Origin of the sequence: Alteriqipengyuania flavescens, assembly GCF_030406725.1 — a bacterium.
Lineage (GTDB): Bacteria > Pseudomonadota > Alphaproteobacteria > Sphingomonadales > Sphingomonadaceae > Alteriqipengyuania_B > Alteriqipengyuania_B flavescens.
Genome location: NZ_CP129107.1, coordinates 873852 through 897873, shown reverse-complemented (window position 1 = coordinate 897873; position 24022 = coordinate 873852). Strand labels below are relative to the sequence as shown.

24 protein-coding genes, 1 tRNA gene and 1 pseudogene are annotated in these 24022 nt (G+C 66.3%); 10 read left to right on the top strand and 16 right to left on the bottom strand.

Annotated elements, in window-relative coordinates:
- Positions 1 to 8 precede the first annotated feature (8 nt).
- Complete coding sequence (locus QQW98_RS04725) at positions 9 to 1262, top strand: DUF445 domain-containing protein (RefSeq protein ID WP_290136388.1); 1254 nt, start codon at positions 9 to 11, stop codon at positions 1260 to 1262.
- Positions 1259 to 1792 carry a GNAT family N-acetyltransferase gene (locus QQW98_RS04720; RefSeq protein WP_290136387.1) on the top strand — a complete coding sequence of 178 codons (534 nt, stop codon included), beginning with the start codon at positions 1259 to 1261 and terminating at the stop codon, positions 1790 to 1792. The genes QQW98_RS04725 and QQW98_RS04720 overlap by 4 nt, the downstream gene beginning before the upstream one ends.
- Here QQW98_RS04720 and QQW98_RS04715 read toward each other — a convergent pair.
- From QQW98_RS04715 to sucC, 4 genes and pseudogenes are all read right to left on the bottom strand, one after another.
- Positions 1787 to 2395, bottom strand: a pseudogene (locus tag QQW98_RS04715) (TIGR00645 family protein). The gene QQW98_RS04720 and the pseudogene QQW98_RS04715 overlap by 6 nt on opposite strands.
- A gap of 298 nt (positions 2396 to 2693) precedes the next feature.
- Positions 2694 to 3623 carry an electron transfer flavoprotein subunit alpha/FixB family protein gene (locus QQW98_RS04710; RefSeq protein WP_290136386.1) on the bottom strand — a complete coding sequence of 310 codons (930 nt, stop codon included), beginning with the start codon at positions 3621 to 3623 and terminating at the stop codon, positions 2694 to 2696.
- 102 nt (positions 3624 to 3725) lie between these two features.
- The gene (locus QQW98_RS04705) at positions 3726 to 4472 is read right to left on the bottom strand and encodes an electron transfer flavoprotein subunit beta/FixA family protein (RefSeq protein ID WP_290136385.1); all 747 of its coding nucleotides are present in this window, start codon (positions 4470 to 4472) and stop codon (positions 3726 to 3728) included.
- A gap of 212 nt (positions 4473 to 4684) precedes the next feature.
- Positions 4685 to 5884 (bottom strand): ADP-forming succinate--CoA ligase subunit beta, encoded by a 1200-nt coding sequence (gene sucC, locus QQW98_RS04700; protein WP_290136863.1) that lies wholly within the window; start codon positions 5882 to 5884, stop codon positions 4685 to 4687.
- Positions 5885 to 6020: 136 nt separating this feature from the next.
- Between sucC and QQW98_RS04695 the strand changes: the two genes are divergently transcribed.
- Positions 6021 to 6806, top strand: coding sequence for a 3'(2'),5'-bisphosphate nucleotidase CysQ (locus tag QQW98_RS04695; protein ID WP_290136384.1), 786 nt, complete (start codon positions 6021 to 6023; stop codon positions 6804 to 6806).
- A 67-nt stretch (positions 6807 to 6873) separates the two neighbouring features.
- Here QQW98_RS04695 and QQW98_RS04690 read toward each other — a convergent pair whose 3' ends face one another.
- Positions 6874 to 7572 carry an OmpA family protein gene (locus QQW98_RS04690; protein WP_290136383.1) on the bottom strand — a complete coding sequence of 233 codons (699 nt, stop codon included), beginning with the start codon at positions 7570 to 7572 and terminating at the stop codon, positions 6874 to 6876.
- Positions 7573 to 7712: 140 nt separating this feature from the next.
- Between QQW98_RS04690 and QQW98_RS04685 the strand changes: the two genes are divergently transcribed.
- From QQW98_RS04685 to QQW98_RS04675, 3 genes are read left to right on the top strand one after another with little or no spacing between them, the layout of a single operon-like run.
- Positions 7713 to 9017, top strand: a complete 1305-nt coding sequence (locus QQW98_RS04685) for a hemolysin family protein (RefSeq protein ID WP_290136382.1) — start codon at positions 7713 to 7715, stop codon at positions 9015 to 9017.
- A gap of 36 nt (positions 9018 to 9053) precedes the next feature.
- Positions 9054 to 9989 carry an ABC transporter ATP-binding protein gene (locus tag QQW98_RS04680; RefSeq protein ID WP_290136381.1) on the top strand — a complete coding sequence of 312 codons (936 nt, stop codon included), beginning with the start codon at positions 9054 to 9056 and terminating at the stop codon, positions 9987 to 9989.
- Positions 9986 to 11473, top strand: coding sequence for an ABC transporter permease (locus QQW98_RS04675; protein WP_290136380.1), 1488 nt, complete (start codon positions 9986 to 9988; stop codon positions 11471 to 11473). Before QQW98_RS04680 ends, QQW98_RS04675 begins: the two co-directional genes overlap by 4 nt.
- Positions 11474 to 11524: 51 nt before the next feature.
- Here QQW98_RS04675 and QQW98_RS04670 read toward each other — a convergent pair whose 3' ends face one another.
- From QQW98_RS04670 to QQW98_RS04630, 9 genes are read right to left on the bottom strand one after another with little or no spacing between them, the layout of a single operon-like run.
- The gene (locus QQW98_RS04670) at positions 11525 to 11941 is read right to left on the bottom strand and encodes a DUF3035 domain-containing protein (protein WP_290136379.1); all 417 of its coding nucleotides are present in this window, start codon (positions 11939 to 11941) and stop codon (positions 11525 to 11527) included.
- Positions 11938 to 12480, bottom strand: coding sequence for a signal peptidase II (lspA, locus tag QQW98_RS04665; RefSeq protein ID WP_290137079.1), 543 nt, complete (start codon positions 12478 to 12480; stop codon positions 11938 to 11940). Before lspA ends, QQW98_RS04670 begins: the two co-directional genes overlap by 4 nt.
- Positions 12481 to 12488: 8 nt before the next feature.
- On the bottom strand, positions 12489 to 15500 hold the full coding sequence (gene ileS / locus QQW98_RS04660; protein WP_290136377.1) for an isoleucine--tRNA ligase: 3012 nt from the start codon (positions 15498 to 15500) through the stop codon (positions 12489 to 12491).
- A gap of 43 nt (positions 15501 to 15543) precedes the next feature.
- Positions 15544 to 16476: a bifunctional riboflavin kinase/FAD synthetase gene (locus tag QQW98_RS04655; RefSeq protein ID WP_290136376.1), complete on the bottom strand. Its 933-nt coding sequence runs from the start codon at positions 16474 to 16476 to the stop codon at positions 15544 to 15546.
- Positions 16473 to 16976 (bottom strand): dihydrofolate reductase, encoded by a 504-nt coding sequence (locus tag QQW98_RS04650; RefSeq protein WP_290136375.1) that lies wholly within the window; start codon positions 16974 to 16976, stop codon positions 16473 to 16475. The genes QQW98_RS04655 and QQW98_RS04650 overlap by 4 nt, the downstream gene beginning before the upstream one ends.
- A complete protein-coding gene (locus tag QQW98_RS04645) occupies positions 16976 to 18031 on the bottom strand; it encodes a 5-(carboxyamino)imidazole ribonucleotide synthase (protein ID WP_290136374.1) in 1056 nt (351 codons plus the stop codon). Before QQW98_RS04645 ends, QQW98_RS04650 begins: the two co-directional genes overlap by 1 nt.
- Positions 18031 to 18513: a 5-(carboxyamino)imidazole ribonucleotide mutase gene (purE, locus tag QQW98_RS04640; protein WP_290136373.1), complete on the bottom strand. Its 483-nt coding sequence runs from the start codon at positions 18511 to 18513 to the stop codon at positions 18031 to 18033. Before purE ends, QQW98_RS04645 begins: the two co-directional genes overlap by 1 nt.
- A gap of 21 nt (positions 18514 to 18534) precedes the next feature.
- Positions 18535 to 19221 (bottom strand): 2,3-diphosphoglycerate-dependent phosphoglycerate mutase, encoded by a 687-nt coding sequence (gpmA, locus tag QQW98_RS04635; protein WP_290136372.1) that lies wholly within the window; start codon positions 19219 to 19221, stop codon positions 18535 to 18537.
- Positions 19222 to 19263: 42 nt separating this feature from the next.
- On the bottom strand, positions 19264 to 19431 hold the full coding sequence (locus QQW98_RS04630) for a hypothetical protein (protein ID WP_290136371.1): 168 nt from the start codon (positions 19429 to 19431) through the stop codon (positions 19264 to 19266).
- Positions 19432 to 19534: 103 nt separating this feature from the next.
- On the opposite strand from QQW98_RS04630, the gene QQW98_RS04625 reads away from it, so the two are divergent.
- A tRNA-Thr gene (locus QQW98_RS04625) sits at positions 19535 to 19609 on the top strand.
- Positions 19610 to 19762: 153 nt separating this feature from the next.
- On the top strand, positions 19763 to 20932 hold the full coding sequence (locus QQW98_RS04620) for an acyl-CoA dehydrogenase family protein (protein ID WP_290136370.1): 1170 nt from the start codon (positions 19763 to 19765) through the stop codon (positions 20930 to 20932).
- On the opposite strand, the gene QQW98_RS04615 is transcribed toward QQW98_RS04620, so the two are convergent.
- Positions 20929 to 21222, bottom strand: a complete 294-nt coding sequence (locus QQW98_RS04615) for a GNAT family N-acetyltransferase (protein WP_290136369.1) — start codon at positions 21220 to 21222, stop codon at positions 20929 to 20931. The two genes, QQW98_RS04620 and QQW98_RS04615, sit on opposite strands and share 4 nt — an antisense overlap.
- Before the next feature lie 48 nt (positions 21223 to 21270).
- Here QQW98_RS04615 and QQW98_RS04610 point away from each other — a divergent pair, with 48 nt between their 5' ends.
- Positions 21271 to 22266, top strand: coding sequence for a threonine aldolase family protein (locus tag QQW98_RS04610; RefSeq protein WP_290136368.1), 996 nt, complete (start codon positions 21271 to 21273; stop codon positions 22264 to 22266).
- Positions 22263 to 23237 (top strand): DMT family transporter, encoded by a 975-nt coding sequence (locus QQW98_RS04605; RefSeq protein WP_290136367.1) that lies wholly within the window; start codon positions 22263 to 22265, stop codon positions 23235 to 23237. The genes QQW98_RS04610 and QQW98_RS04605 overlap by 4 nt, the downstream gene beginning before the upstream one ends.
- Here the strand turns inward: QQW98_RS04605 and QQW98_RS04600 are convergent.
- Positions 23207 to 23983, bottom strand: a complete 777-nt coding sequence (locus tag QQW98_RS04600; protein ID WP_290136365.1) for a Rossmann-fold NAD(P)-binding domain-containing protein — start codon at positions 23981 to 23983, stop codon at positions 23207 to 23209. The two genes, QQW98_RS04605 and QQW98_RS04600, sit on opposite strands and share 31 nt — an antisense overlap.
- Between the last annotated feature and the right edge of the window lie 39 nt (positions 23984 to 24022).

Here is a 24022-nt window from a genome sequence, read left to right as displayed (position 1 = left end):
CCGCGGCCATGACCGCCGCCGCTTCGCCCCTGTTGCAGGACCGCGCCCGAAGGATGCGGATCGCCGCCACCGGCATGCTGGTGGTAATGGCCGCCGTCTTCCTCGTCTCCGGCCGGTTCGAAGGCGCGCACTGGGCATGGGGCTATGTCCATGCCTTTGCCGAGGCCGGCCTTGTCGGCGGACTGGCGGACTGGTTCGCGGTCACCGCGCTGTTCCGCCGCCCGCTCGGCCTGCCGATTCCGCACACGGCGATCATCCCGGAGAACAAGGACCGCATCGCCGACACGATGGCGGTCTTCCTGCGCGAGAATTTCCTCATCCCGCAGGTCGTGGCGCGGCGGATGAAGGACATGAACCTCGCCGGGGCGGCGGGCAATTTCCTGTCCGAACCGGGCCGGGAAGGACCATCGCGCATCCGTGCGGGCGCGACCGAGCTGTTCGCCGAACTGCTCGAATCGCTCGATCCCGAACGGCTCGGCACGCAGGTCCGCTCCGGTCTCGCCAGCCAGCTCGAACGGATCGAAGTCGCGCCGTTGTTCGGGCGGATGATGGAAGTCGCCATGGCCGACCGCAAGCACCTGCCGCTCGTCGACAGCACCATCCGCTGGGCCGGGCTGGTCCTGGAAGACAACGAGACGATGGTGCGCGACATGATCCACGACCGGGCGAATGCGCTGTTGCGCTTCACCGGGCTGGACGAGCGGCTGGCCAATTCCGTGCTCGACGGGCTTTACAAGCTGCTGGCCGAAGTGCTGGTCGATCCCAACCATCCGCTGCGCGACAAGCTGGAAGAGGGGCTGGAAACCCTCGCCCGCGACTTGCAGCATGACGAGGATTTCCGCGCCCGCGTGGAGAAGCTGAAGAACGAGCTGATCGCCAACCCGGCGGTGGCGGAATGGTGGCAGCGCGTGTGGGAGCGGATCCGCCAGAGCCTGATCAAGCGGGCGCGCGATCCGCAAAGCTCGCTCGGCGCGCAATTCGCCGAAAGCCTCGACGATCTCGGCAACGCCCTGCGCGAGGACGAACGCCTGCAGTGGCAGATCAACCGTTTCGCCCGCCGCACCGCCGTGGGCGTCGCCACCCGCCACGGCGACCAGATCGTGCAGCTGGTGTCGGAAACCGTACGCCGCTGGGATGCGCGCACGCTGACCGACCGGCTGGAAGGCGCGGTCGGGCGCGACCTGCAGTTCATCCGCATCAACGGCACGCTGGTGGGCGGCCTCGTTGGCCTGACGCTACACGGGCTGACGCAACTGTGGTGAGCGCGCCGTTCCTTGTGACCGAGCGGCTGGAGCTATGGCTGCCCGAGGCCGGCGACTGGCGCGAAACTCACGAAATCATCTCGCATCCGGAAACCGCGCGCTACCTCGGCCCGCCGAGCGAGCCTGCGCGCACTTTCGAACGTTTCCAGAAGAACGGCGGGAGCTGGCTGCTGCACGGTTACGGCATGCTGCTGGTGCGTGAAGCGGGCGAGCGGCGGATCATCGGCCAGGCCGGCATCTTCCACACCTTCCGCGATATCGGGGAGGATTTCGACGACGGCCCGGAAGCCGGCTGGATCATGCGGCCCGAAGCGGGCGGGAAAGGCCTCGCATCGGAAGCGATGCGCGCGATCTACGCGTGGTTCGATACCGAGTTCGGCCGCCGCAGCGTGTGCATGATCACTCGCGGCAATGCAGCCTCGGTAAAACTCGCCGAAACGCTCGGTTTCACCCTTATGCGGTCCATCGAAAAGGACGGCGACACGCTCGACCTGTTCGAACGCCGCGCAGCCCGCGCCGACACCCTATAGCTTGTTCGTCTGCTTCTCGATCATCTTGGAGCTGATCGTCAGCTTGTCCATGTAGGCAAGCAGCACGCCGCTGCCGACGAAGGCCATGTGGATCGTGACGAGCCAGAACAGCTGGTCCTGCTTCTCGCCGTTCACGATGCCGGGCTCCAGCGCCATGAAGTTCTTGAGCAGGTTGATCCCCGAAATCGCGACGATGGAAGCGACCAGCTTCAGCTTGGGGCCGGAGAAATCGACCTTGCCCATCCAGTCGGGCCGGTCTTCGTGGTCGGCGACATCCATCTTGGAGACGAAGTTCTCGTAACCCGCGAACAGCACCATCAGCAGCAAGTTGCCCGTCAGCGTGATGTCGATCGGCTAGAGCACGGCGAGCACCGCATCGGCCTCGCTCACGAACAGCGTATGGGTGACGATGTGCCAGCTTTCCTGCGCGAACTTGACGAGCAGCATGCCGAGCGCGCCGATCATTAGCAAGTAGAACGGTGCCATCAGCCAGCGGCTGGCAAACAGCGTCTTTTCGAGCAGGTCCTCCGCCCGCTCCAGCACCTGCGGCCGCGACCGCTTTACCTCGGTAGCACCCTCTACATCGATCTTTTCGTGACGCATTGTTGCGAAACCCCCGTAACCCTGTCGGGGCGGGGTTAGCGCGGTATGGTTAACGAGCGGGAATCGAAGGCTAGCGATTGCCGTCGCGCTACGTGAGAGTGCTTACGTAGGTGTTGTCGAACGGTCGCCCATTAAAGTCCACAGCAGGCACTATTCTCAGCGCCGCGCTGAAGCGGGCGCAGGAAATGCCGTCGCAGCGAGCGCGATGGACGTGAAAAAGATTATTGAGCGCATAGAAAAACCCCCGGTCCCCGCAGTAGTGGCGGGTCCGGGGGGTCAATCGTCAAGCTGTTGTAGTTCAGAGCTTTTCGGTCAGTTCCGGCACCGCCTTGTAGAGATCGGCGACGAGACCGATGTCGGCGACCTGGAAGATCGGAGCGTCTTCATCCTTGTTGATGGCGATGATGGTCTTGGAATCCTTCATGCCGGCCAGATGCTGGATCGCGCCGGAAATGCCGACGGCGATGTAGACTTCGGGCGCCACGATCTTGCCGGTCTGGCCGACCTGGTAATCGTTGGGCACGTAGCCTGCATCCACCGCGGCGCGCGATGCGCCGATGCCCGCACCGAGCTTGTCGGCGAGCGGGGTGATGATCTGCTCGAACGTTTCGGCATCCTTCAGCGCGCGGCCGCCGGACACGATGACCTTGGCGCTGGTCAGTTCAGGGCGCTCACTCTCGGCGATTTCCGCGCTGACGAAGCTCGACAGGCCGGCATCGCCGGTGGTCTCGACCGCCGAGACGCTGCCCGATCCGCCTTCCGCATCGGCCTTGTCGAAGGCCGTGCCGCGCACGGTGATGACGAGCTTCGGGTCGCTCGATTCCACCGTGGCGATGGCGTTGCCGGCATAGATCGGCCGGGTGAAGGTCTTGTCGCCTTCGACCGACAGGATGTCCGACACCTGCATCACGTCGAGCAGGGCGGCGACGCGCGGGGCGATGTTCTTGCCGGTGGTGGTGGCGGGCGCGAGGAAGGCGTCGAAGCCGTCCATCAGCTTGGCGACCAGCGGCGCGACATTTTCTGCCAGCGCGTGTTCGTAGGCGGCATCGTCGGCGAGGTGGACTGTGCCCACGCCCGCGATCTTCGCGGCCTGGTCAGCCACGGCGCTACAACCCGATCCGGCGACGAGGAGGTCGACGTCGCCCAGTTTCGATGCGGCGGTGACGGTCGCCAGCGTGGCGTCCTTCATTTCGCTGTTGTCGTGTTCGACCCAAACGAGAGTTTTCATGGTATCTTACCTCTGTTGTCCGTTCGCCCTGAGCTTGTCGAAGGGCGTTGGCGCGACCGTGCTTCGACAGGCTCAGCACGAACGGCGGTTGGGTGATTTGTCCTAGGCGATGCCCATGGCCTTCATCTTGGCGACCAGCGCATCGACGTCTTCGACCTTTTCGCCGGCCTGCCGCACGGGCGGCTCCGACACGTTGGTCGTGGTCAGGCGCGGCGCGATGTCGACGCCGAAATCCGCCGGGGTCTTGGTGTCGAGCGGCTTCTTCTTCGCCTTCATGATGTTCGGCAGCGAAGCATAGCGCGGCTCGTTGAGGCGCAGGTCGGTGGTGACGATCGCGGGAAGCGAAAGCTTCACGGTTTCCAGGCCTCCGTCGATCTCGCGCTTCACGGTAACGTAGTCGCCGTCGACCTCGACCGTGTTGGCGAACGTGCCCTGCGGCCGGTCCATCAGCGCGGCGAGCATCTGGCCGGTCTGGTTGCTGTCGTCGGAAATCGACTGCTTGCCCAGCATCACGAGGCCGGGCTGTTCGTCTTCGGCGATGGCTTTCAGGATCTTGGCGACCGCGAGGGGTTCGACCTCGTCATCGGTTTCAACGAGGATCGCGCGGTCTGCACCCATGGCAAGGGCGGTTCGCAACGTTTCCTGCGCCTTGGCCGGGCCGATCGACACGGCGACGATTTCTTCCGCCTTGCCGGCCTCTTTCAGGCGGATGGCTTCCTCGACTGCGATTTCGTCGAACGGGTTCATGCTCATCTTGACGTTGGCGAGGTCGACGCCGGACCCGTCGGCCTTGACCCGCGGCTTCACGTTGTAATCGATCACCCGCTTGACGGGGACGAGGATTTTCATGGGTGAAATCCCTTCTTTTCTGCGGTTGTGCGACCGTTTTAGCCGCTCGTTTAACGAATGATGCTGGAGGCTTTGCGTTCCGGATCGGCCAAGGTCAAGGGCGGCCCCCGCGCCCCCGCTTTACCGTAACGTCAACCGCGCATGGCCAAGGGGCCGGGGCTGGCCGGCGAATCGCACACGGGGGGATGGAAGCGCCCCGCAGGGCGCGCGCATCACGCGGCCTGCTTGACCTCGGCCACGATCTTGCGCGCCGCATCGCCAAGGTCGTCTGCCGCAACGATCGGCAGGCCCGAATTGTTCAGGATTTCCTTGCCCTTGTCGACGTTGGTGCCTTCGAGGCGGACCACCAGCGGCACGTCGAGCTCGACTTCCTTCGCTGCCACCACGATGCCTTCCGCGATCGTGTCGCAGCGCATGATGCCGCCGAAGATGTTGACCAGGATGCCCTCGACCGCCGGGTCCTTGAGGATGATCTTGAACGCCGCGGTCACCTTCTCGGTCGTCGCGCCGCCGCCCACGTCAAGGAAGTTGGCAGGAAACGCGCCATTGAGCTTGATGATGTCCATCGTCGCCATGGCAAGGCCGGCACCGTTGACCATACAGCCGATGTTGCCGTCCAGCTTGATGTAGGCGAGATCGTATTCGCTTGCTTCGACTTCGGCCGGGTCTTCCTCGGTCTCGTCGCGCATCGCCTCGATATCCTTGTGGCGGTAGAGGGCGTTACCGTCGAAGCTCATCTTGGTGTCGAGCACCAGCAGCTGGCCATCTTTGGTTTCGACCAGTGGATTGATCTCCAGCATCTCGCAATCGAGGTCCATGAACGCGGTGTAGAGCTGCTTCGCCAGCTTCTGGCAGGCCTTGTTGAGATCGCCTTCCAGCTTCAGCGCGAAGGCGACCGCGCGGCCGTGGTGCGGCATGAAGCCCTGCGCCGGGTCGATGGTGACGGTGGTGATCTTCTCCGGCGTTTCGTGCGCCACGTCTTCGATATCCATACCGCCTTCGGTGGAGGCGACCATGGCCACCTGGCCGCTCGCCCGGTCGACCAGCATGGCGAGGTAGTATTCGCTTTCGATGTCGACGCCGTCGGTGACGTAGAGGCGATTCACCTGCTTGCCTTCGTCGCCGGTCTGGATGGTGACCAGCGTGTTGCCGAGCATGTCCTTGGCGTCGGCCTCGACATCCTCGATGCTCTTGGCCAGGCGCACGCCGCCCTTGGCATCGGCGCTGAGTTCCTTGAACTTGCCCTTGCCGCGCCCGCCGGCGTGGATCTGCGCCTTCACGACATACAGCGGCCCGGGCAGCTTCTTCGCACCTTCGACGGCTTCCTCCACCGAGGTGGCGGCGTGGCCGGCGGGAATGCCGATGCCGTATTTCGCGAGCAGTTCCTTGGCCTGGTATTCGTGGATGTTCATGGCGGACTGGCCTTCCGGTTTGGATCGTGAAAGTGCGGCGCAGGGGGTGCGCTGCTGGTTTGCGGTGCGCTTAAGCATGTAGCGTGCGTGCTTGCAATGCGTTCCGGCGCGCGCCATCTGCCTCAGGGCAGGTCCCATGATCGACAGCATGCGTTTCGAACAGATCGTCCGCGAAGCCGGGCAGATCGCCAAGCGGCAATGGCCCGGTGACGGCCATCGCGTCGAATCGTGGGAAAAATCTCCCGGCAGCCCCGTTTGCGCCGCCGATATCGAGGTCGACAGCTTCCTGCGCCGCGAGCTGGCCGCACTGCTTCCGGCGACAGGCTGGCTGTCGGAAGAGACGGCGGACAAGCCCGCGCGGCTGACCAAGGGCCTGTGCTGGGTGGTCGACCCGATCGACGGTACGCGCGATTACCTGCGCGGGCGGCCCGGCTGGGCGGTCTCGGTCGCGCTGGTGAGCGGCGGACGCCCGCTGATCGGCACGCTCGTCGCGCCGGCACGCGACGAAGTGTGGAGCGCGACGGCGGGGAAGGGCGCGTGGCGCAACGGCGAGCGGCTGCGCGCCAGCAAGCGTACGAAGTTCGAAGGGGCGCGCATCCCGGCGGACAGCCTTCCGGCAGAAGACCGGATGCTGACCACCGTCGCCAAGCCCAATTCCATCGCCTTGCGCGTGGCGATGGTGGCGGCGGACGAGGCGGACATCCTCGCCACGCTGCGCTGGGGCTACGAGTGGGACATCGCCGCCGCGACGCTGATCGCGCGCGAAGCGGGCGCCGCGGTGAGCGACGCGTTCGGGAAGACGCTGGCCTACAACAAGCGCGATCCGCGAAGCTTCGGCCTGCTGGTCAGCGCACCCGGCATCCATGCCGCTGCGGCCGAGCACCTGGCGGACCGGGCCGGGCGCTACTCCCAGCCCACCTGATGGAAGGCGGCGCAAACGAAAAGGGGCCGGCCCGCGGGCCAGCCCCTCTCGATTTGGACCGGGCGTATTACTGGCTGCGCGCTGCGGCCACGTCGTCCTGGCTGATCGGGACGATCTTGATTTCCACGCGGCGGTTGAGCGGTTCCGACACGTTGTCGGCCGTCTTCACGCGCAGGTAATCGTACTGCTCGCCATAACCGGCGGTCGCCATGCGGTTGCGGGCGACGCCGCGCGCGGCAAGGTAGCTGGCCACGGCTTCGGCGCGCTGCACCGACAGGTTCTGGTTGAGGCTGGTCGAGCCGGTGGTATCGGTGAAGCCGTACACGTCGATCAGGCTGTTCGGATAGCGGACCAGCACGTCGGCCACGTCGTCGAGCGTCGCCCGGAAAGTCGGGCTGATGCTGGCCGAACCGGTGGCGAAGGTCACGCCGTCGGGAAGGCGGACGAGGATGGCTTCCTGGTCGCCCAGTTCTTCCACGTCCACGCCGGTGCCCTGCGCGATCTCGTCCAGTTCCTTGATCTGGTCGTCGAACTGCTTGCCGACCACGGCGCCCGCGGTGCCGCCAATGCCGGCGCCGATGATGCGGGCTGCGGTGCTGCCGCCGATCAGGTCGCCCAGCAGGTAGCCAAGCGTACCGCCGAGCACGCCGCCGGCGGCGGTGCGCGACCAGGTCTGCTTGCCGGTGTTCGGGTCGGTGACGCAGGCGGACAGCGAAACGAGCGAAAGCGCGGCGACCGATGCGGTCAGGGTCTTCTTGATTGTCATTATCTGTATCCCTCTTCAATCCTCGGGGCCGTGAGATATGGCCCGTTGCGACCCTGAAACTCGCGGAAACGGGGCCGGTTCCGGCAATTCAGGCAGCGCGAGGCTTTCGCAGGGCTGAATTTTCCGGCAGAGCGGGAAGCGTGACACCCTTTCCCTGGCCCGACCTCTTCATCATCGCCGGACTGATTCTCCTTAACGGGGTTTTCGCCATGTCCGAGCTTGCCATCGTGTCCGCGCGCACCGCGCGGCTCTCGATCGCGGCGGACAAGGGCAGCAAGGCGGCGCAGACCGCGCTCGCGCTGGCGGCGAATCCGGGCAAGTTCCTCTCAACCGTCCAGATCGGGATCACGCTGATCGGCATCATCGCGGGCGCCTATTCCGGCGCGAGCCTGGGCGGTCCGGTGGGTGAGCGGCTGGCCGGCCTCGGCATCGATGCCGATTTCGCGGACGATCTCGGCTTCGCGCTGGTCATTGCGGTGACAACCTACGCCAGCCTCGTCATCGGCGAACTGGTGCCCAAACAGCTCGCGCTTCGTTCGGCGGAAACCATCGCACTGGCCATGGCGCGTCCGATGTGGCTGCTTGCCCGGGTCGCCGCGCCGTTCGTGTGGCTGCTCGACAAGTCTTCGTCGATCATCGTCCACCTCCTCGGCATCCGGAAGAAGAGCGAACACGGGCTTTCGGCGCAGGAACTGCAGATGATCTTTGCCGAGGCAACGCGCACCGGCGTGATCGAGGAGGAAAGCGAGGCGTTGCTGGCCGGCGTGCTGAAGCTGCACGACCGCCCGGTGCGCGAACTGATGACGCCGCGGACAGAGCTCGACTGGCTCGACCGCGATGCCAGCGTGAAGGAAATCCGCAAGGCAATCGCCGCCAGCAACCATTCGCTGCTGCCGGTCGCCGCTGGATCGAGCGACGAGGTGCTCGGCGTGGTCAAGGTGCGTGAAGTGCTCGCCCTGTTGCTGGCAGATCAGGACGTCGATCTCGCCTCGCTGATGCGCAAGCCTTCGATCATTCCCGACCAGCTCGACGCGCTCGACGCGCTGCGCACGCTGCAGGACGCCGAAGTGCCGATGATGATGGTGCACGACGAATACGGCCATCTGGAAGGGATCGTCACCCCGGCCGACCTGCTCACCGCCATCGTCGGCGATTTCGCCAGCGTGCAGGACGAAGGCGAGGGCCCGATGATGGTGGAGCGGCAGGACGGCAGCTGGCTGGTATCCGGCGCATGCCCGGCCGATCGGCTGGCCGACCAGCTCTCGCTCGAACTCGCCGACGACCGCGAATTTTCCACCGCCGCCGGCTATGCGCTGTCGGTGCTGAAGAAGCTGCCCAAGGAAGGCGAACTGTTCCTCGACCAGGGATGGCAGTTCGAAGTGGTCGACATGGACGGCCGCCGGATCGACAAGCTACTCGTCACCCGCCGCGACGGGGGCGGCTGAACGCCGCAATCATCCGGACCATCGCAGGGGAGCCCGATGCCCATTCTCGAAATCGACCACGTGACCAAGCGCTTCGATGGCGTGACCGCCGTCGACGATCTCAGCTTCGCGGTCGAGCCGGGCGAAATCTACGGATTCCTCGGCGGGAACGGTGCGGGCAAGACGACAACATTGCGAATGGTGCTCGACATCATCCGCCCGACCAGCGGCCGCATCGCTGTGTTCGGCGAAGCGCCGGGTCGCCGCCATACGCACGAGATCGGCTTTCTGCCCGAAGAGCGCGGCCTTTACGGCACCATGAGCGCGATCGACACGATCGTCTATTTCGGGCGGCTGAAAGGCATGGAGCGCGCCGATGCCAAGGCCCACGGGCTCGAGCTGCTCGACCGCTTCGGGCTGGCCGACCGGGCGAAGTCGCAGATTTCCGATATGTCGAAAGGCATGGCGCAAAAGGTCCAGCTGGCGACATCGCTGGTGAACCGGCCGCAGCTGCTGATCCTCGACGAGCCGTTCTCCGGCCTCGACCCGGTCAACCAGGGCCTGCTGGAAGACGAGATCCTGCGCTCCGCCGGGACGGGCGCGGCCGTGGTCTTCTCGACCCATGTCATGCAGCACGCCGAACGCCTGTGCGACCGTCTGCTCCTGCTGGGCAAGGGGACCAAGCGCTTCGAAGGCACGCTCGAAAAGGCGCGCGGCGTGATGCCGTCGCGTATCTCCGCTGTCGCCCGCCAGTCGCTCGGCAGCATTGCCGGCGTCGCGTCCTCGCACGAGGCGCAGGCCGAAGGCGACGGCTGGACGCGCTACGATCTCGAGCTCGAACAGGGTGTCGCCGCCGCCGACGTGCTGGAGCGGATGTCCGGTGCGGGCGTGGCCTTGCGCGGGTTCGAAGTGCACCGCCCCTCTCTTCACGAGGTGTTCGTGCACCTGGTGGGTAGCGATCCCGAAACGCCCGCAGCGCAGATGGCCGCATGACCAACATCCTGCTCGTCGCCAAGCGCGAATTCCGCCAGATCGCCACGATGCGCAGCTTCTGGCTGACGCTGCTGTTTATCCCCGTCGCCCTGCTGCTCGGCCCCGTCATCGGCCGGGCGATGGATGATGACGAAGCGTCCCGCGTCATGTTCGTCGACCGGTCCGGCGGCGCGGCAGCGGCTGCGGTGGAAGAGCGGTTCGGCCGCGATTACGATCGGCAGGTGCTGCGCTCCCTCGCCCGTCATGCGCAGCGCTTCGACTTGCAGGATGCAGCGCCGGATGCCCCGTGGGCCAGCGCCGACCGGTGGTACACCGATGCCGACGTCGCAGCCTTCCGCGATGCGGGCGGGGTGGAAGGCGCGATTGCCGCCCTCGACCGTGTGATGGCGGAAGACACGCCGTCTTACGACCCGCCCGAACGCGACTTCGCCTTCGTCGATCCCCCGGCGACCCTGACCGGCGCGAGCGGGGAGGACTTCCAGCGAGAGGTCGATGCGCTGCTGGACGCGGAAGACGATAGCCAGGGCGCCGACATCGTCGTCCTTTTGGGCGAGGACTACGCGCAGAACCCGCAGGTGCGCCTGTGGTCGAACGAGCGCCCGCGCACCGATTTCGTCACCACGTTGCAGGACGAACTGACCACCGACCTCCGCAATCGCCTGCTGGCGCAGCAGGGCGTGTCGGCCGATACCGCTGGCCTGATCCAGCAGGCCGCACCGGCCATCGCCGTAACCACGCCCGAACCCGGCGGCGGCGCGCGCGAAGCGGTGCTGGTCCGCTCGATCATCCCGCTCGGCCTGTCCTATGTCCTCCTCATGAGCCTGCTGCTGTCGGGCAGCTGGATGTTGCAGAGCAGCGTGGAGGAACGCTCGAACAAACTGATCGAATCGGTCCTCGCCTGTGTCCGCGCGGACGAGCTGATGTACGGCAAGCTGATCGGCACGGTCGCCATCGGCCTGTCGATGGTGGCTGTATGGGTCGCCTGCGCCGCCGTGGCCGTGTTCTTCACGCAAGGCGCCATCGCCGACATGATCCGCCCCGCGCTGGCCCCGCTGACTTCGCCTTCCGTCGTGCTGGCGATGATCTATTTCTTCGTCGTCGGCTACATCATGATCTCGATCATCCTGCTCGCCATCGGGGCGATGTGCGACACGATGAGCGAGGCGCAGGGCTTCTTCATGCCGGTGATGCTCGCGCTGATGTTACCGGTCTTCTACCTTCTGCAGACAACGGTGATGGGCGGCGGCGGCTTTATAGAGCGGCTGCTGACGTGGATCCCGCTGTGGACGCCCTTCGCGGTGCTGGCGCGGCTGGGGACGGGGATACCGATGTGGGAAATGGCCGCGGTCGGCCTGCTGCTGGCCGCCTTCACCGCGCTGGAATTCATCCTCCTCGGCCGCCTGTTCCGCGCCAGCCTGCTGGCCCAGGGGCAGAAGCCGACGCTGAAAGTGCTGGCGGACCGCCTGCGCAGGGCGCAGGACTGATCCCGCAGGCGCTCAGCGTAAAGCCTGTTCCGGAGCCGATTGCAGAGGCGCTCAGGCGCCCGGAATGATCGCCTGCGCTTCGGCGCCCGCACCGGCGGGTGCGGCGATGATATCGCGCGTTACGGCGCCCTTGGCGACCGTGTTCGTTTCCTCGTCGCCCACGGCGCTGCGGATGCCCGGCATCGCGCGGCCCGCTTCGTTCAGGGCGCCGGTTTCCGCGTCACTGCGCGGGGCGGGGCCGCCGAACAGGGCCTCGAGCGCCTGCTGCGAGGCGGTGCCTTCGGCCGGGCGCGGGGCGCCGGGTGCGGGCGGTTCGAGATTGAAGTCGGGCGGGACCACCAGCGGCGCCTGGCGCTGCACGGCGAATTCGTCCGGCCGGTCGCGGTCCAGCACGTCGGTGCTGCCGCATGCGGCCAGCGAGGTGCTGCCGGCGGCGATCAGGGCGAGGGCGAGGGTGCGCTTGGTCATGTCGTCTCCTTTGGCGAAGCCTCGGAGGCCTCCGCCGCGTCGTCGTCCGGCTTCTCGCCCATGAACAGGCTGGTGGCAAGCAGGATGACGACGCCGATGGTGATGGCCGCGTCGGCCAGGTTGAAAATCAGGAAGGGGCGGAACGTACCGATGTGGAAGTCGGCGTAGTCGAGCACGTAGCCCCAGCGGAAGCGGTCGACGATATTGCCGAGCGCGCCGCCGAGGACGAGCGCAAGCGGCAGGATGTCGATGAAGCGGCGCTGGAAGAACATGTAGACGGCAACGGCGATGGCGATGGCGGCCGTCACGGCGACGAGGCCCCAGCGCATTTCCGGCGAATCCGCCTGCAGCATGCCCATCGACACGCCGTAATTGTGGACCCGCGTGAAATCGAAGAACGGGATCAGCTCCAGCTGGTCGCCGATGCGTTTCAGGCCGAGCGGGCCGTCGACCAGCCATTTCAGCCACTGGTCGACCACGAAGATCACCGCCGCGATGGCAAACCCGATCATCCGGTTGCGCGTGGTGTTGGCAGGCATGGGACCGCTCATGCCACCATCTCCGCGCAGCGACCGCACAGTGCGCCGTCTTCCGAAACCTCGGGCAACAGGCGCCAGCAACGGCCGCATTTGTGGTCGGTGGAGCGGGTGACGGTCACTGCCTCGCTATCGTCGCGGGTGACTGACGCAGTGATGAACAGCTCTGCCAGCTGCGCATCGGTGAAGCCGTCCGGCACGGCGGACGCGGGCACGGCGACATCGGCTTCGAGGCCGGAACGGATGGTCTTTTCCCGCCGCAAGGGTTCGATGGCTTCCATCACGCGTTCACGCAGGTCGCGCAGGGCGGTCCAGCGCGCGCTGTCGATGTCGCTCGCCGGCACTTCCGGCCATTCCAGCAGGTGGACGCTGCCCGCATCGGGGAAGCGGGTGCCCCAGACTTCCTCTGCCGTGAACACCAGCACCGGCGCGGCGTATCGGACCAGCGCGTGGAACAGCGTGTCGAGCGCGGTGCGATAGGCGCGCCGCTCCATGCTGCCGGGCGCATCGCAATACAGCCGGTCCTTGCGGATATCGAAGAAAAAGGCGCTCAGGTCCTCGTTGCAGAAATCGACCAGCGCGCGGACATACTGGTTGAAGTCGAAATCGTCCGTCGCGCGGCGCAGCGTTTCGTCCACGTTGCCCAGCAGGCCGAGCACGTACCGCTCCAGCTCCGGCATTTCGGCCACGTCCACCCGCTCGCTTTCCTCGAAGCCGTCGAGCGCGCCGAGGAGGTAGCGGAACGTGTTGCGCAGGCGCCGGTACTGGTCGCCGACGCCTTTCAGGATCTCGTCACCGATGCGGTGGTCTTCGGTGTAATCGACGCTGAGCGCCCACAGGCGGATGATGTCCGCGCCGTATTGCTCCATGACCTTGAGCGGATCGACCGTGTTGCCGAGGCTCTTGGACATTTTCATGCCCTTGGGGTCCATGGTGAAGCCGTGGGTCAGCACCGCCTCGTAAGGCGCGCGGCCGCGGGTGCCGCAGCTTTCGAGCAGGGAGGACTGGAACCAGCCGCGATGCTGGTCGCTGCCTTCGAGGTAGAGATCGGCGGGGCTGCGCAGTTCGGGCCACTCGTCCGATTCCAGCACGAAGGCATGGGTGGAGCCGCTGTCGAACCACACGTCGAGGATGTCGCCGACCATCTCGTAATCTTGCGCGTCGCGGTCAGGGCCGAGGAATTCAGCCGCGCGGCCTTCTTCCCAGGCATCGACGGTGCCGGCGGCGATGGCATCCTGGATGCGCGCGTTGACTTGCCGGTCGACCAGCAGCTCGCCGCTCTCCCGGTGGACGAACAGCGCGATCGGCACGCCCCATGCGCGCTGGCGGCTGATGAGCCAGTCGGGACGGCTTTCGACCATCGAGCGCAGGCGGTTGCGGCCTTTTTCGGGCACGAAGCGAACCCGCTCGATCTCGGTAAGGGCCGTGGAGCGGAGGGTTGAGCCCCTTCCCTTGAGGGAAGGGGTTGGGGATGGGTGTTCGGCACTTGCGGACGTGGCACCCCCCACCCCCGGCCCCTCCCCCGCGGGGAGGGGAGGTAGGTCGCGGTCGATGGCGATGAACCATTGCGGCGTGCAGCGGTAGATGACCTTGGCCTTGGAGCGCCACGAGTGGGGATAGGAATGGGCGTAATCGGCCGACGCGCTCAGCAGCGCGCCCACTTCGCGAAGGTCGGAGCAGATCGGTCCGTCGGGCGCGTTGAACGGCTTGTTGATGACGCTGCGGCGACGCTCGTCGCCATTATCGTTAAGGTCATTGGCTCCCAGCCACAGCCAGTCGTCGCGATAGCGCCCGTCGGACATGACCGCGAAGACGGGGTCGATCCCGTTCGCGCGGCACAGTTCGAAATCGTCCTCGCCATGGTCGGGCGCCATGTGGACGATGCCCGTGCCGCTGTCGGTGGTGACGAAATCGCCCGCCAGCATCGGGCGCGGCTTGGCATAGAACCCGCCGAGACGGTGCATCGGGTGGCGGACGATGGTTCCGGCCAGGTCGGAGCCTTTGATAGACTTTGCGTCTTCAAAATCGTCGAGCCGGTAGTCGGCGTCGCCAGTAAGGGATTTCAGCGAGGCATCGAGACGCTTCCCGAAATCTTCCAGAAGCGGTTTGGCAACCAAGATTTTCGGATCGGCTCCCAGATCGAAATTAGGGTTGGCCTGCAAGAAGGCGTCTCGCGCTTCATTCGCACCATGTGCGTTGATGTCGAGAGTAACCAGCACATACTCGATTACCGGCCCATACGCCAAAGCCTGGTTCACCGGGATCGTCCACGGCGTCGTCGTCCAGATCACCGCGTGCGCGCCGACCAGTTCCGGGATCGGCGATTCCACGATCTCGAACGCCACGTCGATCTGCGGGCTGTCGGTCAGGTCCTGGTATTCGACCTCGGCATCGGCCAGTGCTGTTTCTTCCACCGGGCTCCACATCACCGGCTTCGCGCCGCGATAGAGCTGGCCGGTTTCGGCGAACTTGTGGAGCTCGCGCACGATCTGCGCTTCGGCCTCGGGCCGCATGGTGAGATAGGGCTTAACCCACCGCCCGCCGATGCCCAGCCGCTTCAGCTGTTCGCGCTGCACATCCACCCAGTGCTGCGCATATTCGCGGCATTCGGCGCGAAATTCCTTGGCCGGAACGTCCTTCTTGCTGCGCTTCTTCTTGCGGTAGAGTTCCTCCACCTTCCATTCGATCGGCAGGCCGTGGCAATCCCAGCCGGGCACGTAAGGCGCGTCCTTGCCGGCCAGGCTCTGCGTGCGCACAACCATGTCCTTCAGCACATGGTTCAGCGCGTGGCCGATGTGCATGTCGCCATTGGCGTAAGGCGGGCCGTCGTGGAGGATGAACTTCTCGCGACCCTGCCGGGCCTCGCGCAGCTTTTGGTACAGCCCCTCTTCTTCCCAGCGCGCCAGAATGCCCGGCTCCTTCTGCGGCAGGCCGGCCTTCATGGGAAAATCGGTCTTCGGCAGGAAGACGGTGTCCCTGTAGTCTTTCCCTACGGATTTCTTGGAGGTGCTGTCGTCGCTCATGATGCGCCGCGCGTTAGGGCAAACGGGGCTGCGGATAAAGCCGTTAGTAATGGGCGAGCAGCCGCCGCGCCTCGTCGCAATCGCGCGCCATTTGCGCGGTGAGCGCGTCCAGCCCGTCGAACTTCGCTTCCGGGCGGATGAAATGGTGCAGCGCGACCTCGATCTCGCGGCCGTAGAGGTCCTCGCCGAAATCGAAGAAGAATGGCTCCAGCAACTCCTTGGGCGGATCGAATTGCGGCCGGATGCCGAGGTTCGCCGCGCCTTTCAGCAGCCGGTCCCCCGGCTCGCCGATGATCGAGGCGGTGACGGCGTAGATGCCGTATTTCGGGCGCAGGTAATGGTCGAGCGCAAGGTTGGCGGTGGGATAGCCGATGGTGCGGCCCACCTTGTCGCCGTGCTGCACGATGCCGCGAATGGCGAAGGGGCGGGTCATCAGCCGCGCGGCTTCCTGCGGGTCGCCCGCTTTCAGCGCCTCGCGGATGCGGCTGGACGAGACGATTTCCTCGCCCGCGTTCACCGCTTCGACCACGCGGGCCTCGATACCCGGATGCGCGGCCAGCGTGGCGACCGATCCCGCCGCGCCCTTGCCGAAGGTGAAGTCCGCGCCCGTCACCACGCCGTGCGCGCCGAAGCGTTCCACAAGCAGTGCGACGAAATCGTCGGGCGATGTCGCGGCCAGCCCGACCCCGAAATTGAACACCAGCATCGCATCGGCCCCGTGCGCACCGAACAGCTCCTGCCGCTGGTCCAGCGTGGTGAGGCGGAAGGGCGGCGTATCGGGGCGGAAGTGCCGCACCGGGTGCGGATCGAACGTGGCGACGATGGCCGGGCGGCTTTCCGCCTTTGCCCACGCGATCGCCTCGCCCGCCACGGCCTGGTGCCCGCGATGGAACCCGTCGAAATTGCCGAGCGCGACGATGCCGCCGCGAAAGTCTTCGGGGACAGGCTCGGTATGCTCTAGCCGCGTCGCGCTCAAGAGCTGCGCTCCAGCGTGATGAAGCTGTAGGCGGGCGTCTTGTCGGTGGCCGGGTGGTCTTCGCGCATCGTCAGCGTGAAGTCGTCGCCGGGGAAGGGCATCTGCGTGTCGCCGCCGTAATGCTCGTGCACCTCGGTGATCTCGACCCGGTCGGCCAGTGGCAGGAACAGCGCGAAGATTTCCGCCCCGCCGATGATCGAGGCGCGCGGGCCATGCACCGCGGCGAGCGCCTCTTCCACCGAATGCACCACGTCGGCCTCTTCCGCTTCCCAGTCGGTGTCACGGGTCAGCACGATGTGGCGGCGACCGGGCAAGATGCCGGGCAGGCTGTCGAAGGTCTTGCGCCCCATGATCATCGGCGCGCCCATGGTCAGCGCCTTGAACCGGCGCAAGTCGGCGGGGATGTGCCACGGCATCGCGTTGTCGTGGCCGATGGTCCCGTCCGCCGCACGGGCGACGATGCAGGTCAGCTTCGGCCCTTTCCTGCCGCCGGCGCGCATCACCCTTCCAGCCGGGTCACGTGGCCCATCTTGCGCCCTTCGGCGGCGCGGTTCTTGCCGTAGAGGTGCAGGTGCGCGGCGGGCTCTGCGCGGATCGTATCGATGCGTTTGATATCGTCGCCGATGAGGTTTTCCATCGTCACCCTTGGCGCGCGCAGCGATGTGTCGCCAAGCGGCAAACCGGCAACCGCGCGGATGTGGTTTTCGAACTGGCTGGTGACCGCGCCCTCTATCGTCCAGTGGCCCGAATTGTGCACGCGGGGCGCCATTTCGTTGAAGATCGGTCCGGCGCCGGTGGCAAAGAATTCGCACGTCAGCACGCCGACGTGATTGAGCGCGTCGGCGGCTTCGGATGCCAGCTTGCGGGCCTGCTTGATCTGGCCGGACAGATCGGCGGGGGCGGGCACGGTGGAGGTGCGCAAGATGCCGCCTTCGTGGACGTTGAGGGGCGAATCCCAGAACTTCGTATCGCCATCGCGTCCGCGTACCAGGATGACGGAGAATTCGGCGCTGAACTCGATGAATTCCTCGTAGATCAGCTGCTGTTCGGGCAGGCGCAGCCCGTCGGCGTCGCGGGCGGAGCTGAGGCGCCACTGGCCCTTGCCGTCATAACCGTCGCGCCGGGTCTTCAGGATGCCGGGCGCGCCCAGCCGGTCGAGTGCGCTTTCGAGGTCGAAGGGCGAATCGACCCGCGCAAAGGCCGCCGTCTTGCCGCCCAGGTCGCGGATGAAGTTCTTCTCGTAGAACCGGTCCTGCGCCTTTTCGAGCGCGATCTTCGCCGGCGCGAGCATGGCTGCCGGGATCGCCTCGACCGCGGCGAGCGGTACGTTCTCGAACTCCCACGTCACGGCGTCGCACGATTTGGCGAAGGCCGCGAGCGCGGCGGTATCGTCCCAGCGGTTGGTGAAGAAATCGGCCGAGACTTCGGCGGCCACGTTGTCGCCTTCGGGCGCATAGCCGATGCAGCGATAGCCGAGCTGCGCGGCAGCGACCGCCATCATCCGGCCGAGCTGCCCGCCGCCCAGGATGCCGATCGTGGCGCCGGGTTTCAGCATCAGCTTTTGGGCCTTTCGCTCACGGAGTCGCTGCGGGCCTGGCGCCAGTCCTTCAGCCGCTGCGACAGGCCTTCGTCCTGCAAGGCGACGATGGATGCAGCCAGCAGGCCGGCATTGGTCGCGCCCGCCTCGCCGATGGCGAGCGTCCCGGTGGGGACGCCGGCGGGCATCTGGACGATGGAGAGCAGGCTATCCATGCCGGACAGCGCTTTGGACTGCACCGGCACGCCCAGCACCGGCAAGTGGGTCATGGCCGCGATCATGCCCGGCAGGTGCGCCGCGCCGCCTGCCCCAGCGATGATGACAGCGATGCCATCGGCGTCGGCCCCCTTGGCGAATTCGACCATCCGGTCCGGCGTGCGATGGGCGGAAACGATCCGCGCCTCGTGCTCGACGCCCAGTTCCTCCAGCACCTTCGCGGCGCATTCCATGGTCGGCCAGTCCGACTGGCTGCCCATCACGATGGCGACCTTGCTGTTCACGTGCGTCCCCCTTCGGCCCTCTCAGCTATCCTTGAGGTAATAGCGTTCCCCGGGCTGCATTCCTGCGTCGAAATCGTAAACGATCGGCTGACCGGTCGGAATTTCCAGCCCGGTGATGTCGTCGTCCGAAATATCGGAAAGGTGTTTCACCAGCGCGCGCAGCGAATTGCCGTGGGCGGAGATGATCACCGTTTCGCCGCTTTCCAGCACCGGGAGGATATGGTCCTGCCAATAGGGCAGCACGCGCTCGATCGTCAGCTTCAGGCTTTCCGTGCGCGGCACCTCGATCCCGGCGTAACGCGGGTCACCCGTCAAATCGAACTCGCTGCCCGCTTCCATTTCCGGCGGCGGCACGTCGAAGCTGCGGCGCCAGATGTGAACCTGCTCGTCGCCGTGCCTGTCGCGGGTTTCCTGCTTGTTTAGGCCCGTCAGCCCGCCATAGTGTCGCTCGTTAAGGTGCCAGTCGCGCGTCACGGGGATCCACAGCCGGTCACATTCTTCCAGGGCAAGGTTCAGCGTCTTGATCGCGCGCGTCTGCAGCGAAGTGAAAGCGCAGGTCGGCAGCACGCCCTTTTCCGCGAGCAGGCGCCCGGCGGCCTTTGCCTCTTCCACGCCCTTGTCGGTCAGGTCGACATCCCACCAGCCGGTGAAACGGTTGGCGAGGTTCCATTCGCTCTGGCCATGGCGAACGAGGATCAGTTTGGGCATGTTTGCTCCGTATTTCGGGCCGCGGGGGAGAGAGCGCCGGACCTAGCTTTCCGAATCGCCTTTGGAAAGCGTCTTGGCCCCAGCGGTTTGCCGTTGGCCATCCGGCGCATCTTTCAGGGCGCGCGCCTGCGCCTTGCGGCGGTGCAGGTTCTCGCGCAGCTTGGCGGCAAGCCGCTCTTCGCGGCTAAGCTGGTCGTCGGATTTGTTCATCGGCACGGGCTGTGCCGCGTCATACGGCGCTTGACAAGAACCGCCCCCGTCGCCAATGCGCGCCCCGCTCTCTTCGCACAGGCGAACGGGGACGAAATGGCGTGCCGCGGTAGCTCAGTGGTAGAGCGCACCCTTGGTAAGGGTGAGGCCGAGAGTTCAATTCTCTCTCGTGGCACCATTTCTCTTTTCCTCCCGGCTGTTCTCTCCGGCGTTGGGGCCTTCGCTACGCTCGGCCGACGCCTGCGAGGCCGGTCCGGGCGCGCGGTCGCGCTTTGGCTCCCGTCGGGAGCGGGCGCTTGCCTCTCATAGGGGCGCGCTCTAGCCACAATCCATGACTTTCGACCTCACACCCGACCAGCGCGAGCTCCAGCAGGCTGCGCGGAAATTCGCGCGGGCGGAGCTGCCCGGGCTTGCCCGGCGTCTGGAGCGGGAGGATGCGCCGGTGCCGGCGGACGTGCTGCGGCGATATGGCGGACTGGGCTTCCTCGGCATCAACCTGCCGGAAGAATACGGCGGGCTCGGGCTGGGGCACCTGACCGCGCTCGCGGTGCTGGAGGAGTTCGCGCAAATCTCCGTCGCGGTCGCTTTCCCGGTGTTCGAGGCGCTGACCGGCCCGGTGCGCACGATCGAGCGATTCGGCTCGGCCGAACTGAAGGCGCAGATCATCCCGCAAGTCGTGCGCGGCGAGAAAATCGTGGCGGTCGCCATGAGCGAACCCGGCGCGGGCACCGCGCTGACCGACCTTGCCACCACCGCACGCGCGGACGGCGATCATTTCGTGCTCAACGGCACCAAGCGCTGGTCGTCGGGCGCGGGGCATTCGGATTACTACATCACCTATTGCCGGTTCGACGGGATCGAAGGCGCGAAGGGCATCGGCGCGGTCGTGGTGCCGAAGGATGCGGACGGGGTCGGCTTCGGCAAGCGCGAGGAGCTGATGGGCTTTCGCGGCATCCCCTCGGCCGACATCGTGCTGGAGGATGTCCGCGTTCCGAAAGGAAACCTCATCATTGGCGCGGGCGGGTTCGGGAAGCTGATGAGCGCTTTCGGGCTGGAACGGTGCGGCAACGCCACCATGGGCCTGGGGGTTGCGGCGGCGGCGCTGGAAGAGGCGCTGGCCTACACCCAGGAACGCGAGGCGTTCGGCAAGCCGATCGTCGATTTCCAGGCGGTGCAGCTGAAACTTGCCGAAATGGCGATGAAGGTGGAGGCCGCACGCATGCTGATCTGGCGCGCCGCCGCCCATGCTGACGCGCAGCCCTACGGCCTGCCGACGCAATACGAAAGCAGCCTCGCGAAATGCTTCTCCAACGAGATGGTGCGCGAGGTGACCAGCCTCGGCGTGCAGGTGATGGGCGGCTACGGCTATTCCAAGGAATACGCGATGGAACAGCGCCTTCGCGACGGGTTCGCCTGGGGCATCGCGGGCGGCAGTATCGACGTGCAGAAGACGAATATCGCCGCCAGTCTCGTCGGCCGCCGCTTCGACCAACGGCGCTAGGCCTTGAGGTCGCTCCATTCCGGATGCTCGGCAAACTTGCTGGCGACATAGGAGCAGGTCGGGCGGATCCTGAAGCCCTGTTCGCGGGCATCGCTGACCAGTCGTTCGACCAGCCGCGCCGCCACACCCTGTCCGCCGATCTCGCGCGGGACGAGCGTGTGGTTAGCGTTGCGGATATTCTCGCCCTCGTTCCGCCACGTCAGCTTGCCGGTGTGCGCGCTGCCTTCGGGCGTGGCGCGATATTCGCCGCCGCCGGCGGTTTCGTGCGTGGTAATCTCGAGCTTGTCCAACTGTGTTCTCCTTCTTGCGCTCAACGCCGCGCAGGCTAGGGGCGTTCCATGCGCTTCCTGTCCGACAACGCCGCCCGTGTGCATCCCGCCCTGTGGGAGGCGATGCGCCAAGCGGACGAAGTCGATTCCCCGTATGACGGGGACGGCGTGTCGCAGCGCCTCGACGCCGCGTTCGGCGAAGTCTTCGGCCGGGAAGTCGCGGCCTTGTGGGTGGCGACCGGCACGGCGGCGAACTGCCTTGCCCTGTCGGCGATGGTGCCGCCCCACGGCGGCGTGGTCTGCCACCGCGAGGCGCATATCGAGATGGATGAGGGCGGCGCGCCGGGTTTCTACCTCCACGGCGCGAAGCTGCTCCTGGCCGATGGAGAGGGCGCAAAGCTGACGCCGGAAGCCGTCCGCGCGGTGATCGACCCGATCCGTGACGATGTGCACCAGGTCCAGCCCCACGCGATCAGCGTCACGCAGGCCAGCGAATACGGCCGCAGCTACACGCCGCAGGAGCTGGCCGCCATCGGCGCACTGGCGCAGGAGCGCGGGCTGGGCCTGCATGTCGATGGCGCGCGTTTTGCCAATGCCGTCGCCTTCCTTGGCTGCGCGCCGAGTGACGCGGTCGGCCCGGCGCAGGCGCTCAGCTTCGGCTGCGTCAAGAACGGCGGGATGAGCGCGGAAGCGATCGTGTTCTTCGATCCGGCGATGGCCGACGCCGTGCGCTATCGCCGCAAGCGGGCGGGGCACCTGCAGTCCAAGGGGCGCTACCTCGCCGCGCAATTGCTGGCGATGCTGGAAGGCGACCTGTGGCTGGAGAATGCGCGGCTCGCCAATGCGGCGGCGCAGGCGATTGCGGAGGATGCGAAGGCCCGGCTGCTCCACCCGGTTGAGGCGAACGAGGTCTTCGTGCGCCTGACCGCAGAGGAACGCGAGGCGCTGCGCACCCAGGGCTTCGATTTTTACGACTGGGGGGCGGAGGCCGCGCGCTTCGTTGCCGCGTGGGACAGCGACCAGGATGCGGCCCGCGCGCTCGGCAAGGCGATCGCATCGCTATGAGGGCGAATGCCGGCGGGTCCACGGCGGATCACCCGCTGCTGACCCCTTCCGTCATTGTCCCTTTCCTGCTGACCGGCACGATCTGGGGTTCGACATGGTACGTCATCACCGGCCAGATCGACGGGGTGCCGGCGGCGTGGTCCGTGTTCTACCGCTTCGCGCTCGCGACGCCGGCGCTGTTCCTTGTCGCCCTGCTGATGAAACGGCGCATTCGCCTGACCGGACCGGAACACCAGCTGGCGATCTTCGTCGGCCTCGCCCAGTTCAGCGGCAACTTCCTGTTCGTCTATCATGCAGAGCTTTACGTCACCTCCGGCATCGTCGCGTTGATGTTCGGCCTGCTAATGGTGCCCAACGCCCTGTTCGCGCGGGGATTCCTGGGCGAACGGGTGAAAGGCGGCTTCATACTCGGCAGTGTGGTCGCGATCGTCGGCGTGTCCTTCCTGCTGTTCCACGAATGGCAGGCGAACCCCGACGCGGGCGTCATCGGCGGCAATGTCGGCTGGGGCATCGCGCTCGCCATGCTGGGCATCCTCGCCGCCAGCATCGCGAACGTGGTGCAGGCCAACCCGACAGGGCGCGGCGTGCCGATGGTGAGCCTGCTGGCATGGGCCATGCTGTACGGAACCGCCTTCGACCTCGGCTTCGCGCTGTTGACCGCAGGCCCGCCGCCGATCCCCGAGCGGCCCGAATTCTGGGCGGGGATCGTTTATCTTGCGCTGGTCGGGTCGGTCGTCACTTTCCCGCTGCACTACAACCTCGTCCGCCAGATCGGGGCGGGGCGTACGGCCTATAATTCGATCCTGACGATCTCCGTGGCGATGCTGCTGTCGACCGTGCTGGAGGGGTATCGGTGGACGCCGCTGACCGCCATCGGGATGGGGCTCGCGGTGCTCGGCATGGTCCTGGCCCTGCGCGCGCGGCGCAAGGCAGCGCCCCTTCAGACCAGCGAGCGCAGCCCTTCGCGATAGGTCGGGTAGCGCGGCTGCCAGCCCAGTATCCGCTTCGCCTTGCCATTTGCGACCCGGCGGTTCTCGGCATAAAATCCGCGCGCCATCGGCGACAGGCCGGCCTCGTCCATCGTCTGCAGCGGCGGGGGGCTGACGCCAAGCAGGCGGCAGGCTTCCGTGGTTACCGCATTGTGGCTCTCGGGCAGGTCGTCGCCGAGGTTGTAGGCGCCCGCCTCCCCGTCCAGCCCGGCGACCACGCCGGCGGCGATATCCTCCACGTGGATGCGGCTGAATACCTGTCCCGGCAAGTCGATGCGGTGGGCGCTGCCATCGCGCACCTTGTCGAGCGCGCTGCGGCCGGGGCCGTAGATACCGGGCAGGCGGAACACCCGCGCCCCGCGCGCCAGCCACTGCGCATCGCAAGCGGCGCGCGCGGTGCGCCGCCCGCCGCCGGTGGGGGATCCCTCGTCCACCCACGCCCCGCCGGTATCGCCATAGACCCCGGTCGAGCTGAGATAGCCGAGCCAGTCATGATCCAGCGCATCGCCATAGGCTTCCAGCACCGGGTCGTTATCGCTGTTGCGGTCGGGCGGGACGGAACTCAGCACATGGCTCGATGCGCCCAGCGCCTTGCGCACCGCGTCGCCATCGGCGAAGTCCAGCGCCCCGTCGCTGCCGGTGGCGACCACCTGCCAACCACGCGCTTCCAGCGCCGCTGCAATCCGCTTCGCCGAATAGCCGAGCCCGAAAATGAACATTTGCGCCATGCGTGCGTATTACCATCTGAGCACCCACGCGAAAGGATA